Source organism: Oleiphilus sp. HI0125 (genome assembly GCF_001635355.1).
In genome coordinates this window covers 1-791 of record NZ_LWGF01001349.1, presented here as the reverse complement: position 1 = coordinate 791, position 791 = coordinate 1, and the positions used below count along the sequence as shown (strand labels likewise).

1 protein-coding gene is annotated in these 791 nt (G+C 43.4%); it reads left to right on the top strand.

Annotation, left to right across the window (positions count from 1 at the left end; genetic code table 11):
* Window positions 1–20: 20 nt before the first annotated feature.
* On the top strand, window positions 21–791 hold a 771-nt coding region (locus tag A3762_RS23110; protein WP_156493690.1), incomplete at its 3' end, for a hypothetical protein.

Sequence of the window (791 nt, the reverse complement as noted above, 5' to 3'; positions counted from 1 at the left end):
TGTCCCCTGCGATTGCATTAATGAATCGCCTTAGCTACACACAAAAGTTCGCGTTAATCAGTATTCTATGGATACTGCCGATTGCCGCACTTGGATGGATTCTTCTTTCTCAGCTTCAGGATCAAATTAGCGACTCTAAAAACAAGTTAGGGGGCGCAGGTATATACTTTTCGCTACTGTCGTATGAACACAACTTTCAGCGTCAGATTGACTTTGAGTCATTAAATCGACAGCGTCAAAATATGGCGTTCGCAAATCAATCTCGGCGAAGCAATAATTTAAATAACGATCTATTGGAAAACATCTCAGAAGATTTGAGTGTGCTAAACCCAGAGATCGTTGAAGCTTTGAAAGCGGCGCAATCTGATGTCATTAATACTCCTCAAGACCTTGATATTGCCAGCCAGCGAAACTCGTATAAGAAGCTAGAAAGCTCTGTTCAGCAATTGGCTCTAGACGTTGCCCAGTCGACCCATTTGGCTTTAGACGAAGATCCGTTGATCCAGTCATACTTTCAAATCGCTTCAACCTTAAACAACTCTCTATCACCACTACTTGCGCAGGTCAGAACCTATGGCGTTTATTCGTTATACGATGGCAACCTTAGCTATCTCGCAAGCGATGAGCTCAATCGTCAATACGAAGCTCTACTGTTAGCCCAAGACAAGTTGAACGCACTGCTTGAGCAAGAAGGCAATATAAACCCCGAACTCAAGCAAGCGCTCAGCAGTATCAGTTCAAACATCAACAAGCTAAATACCACCATCGATGAAGACCTAATGAATGCGGTG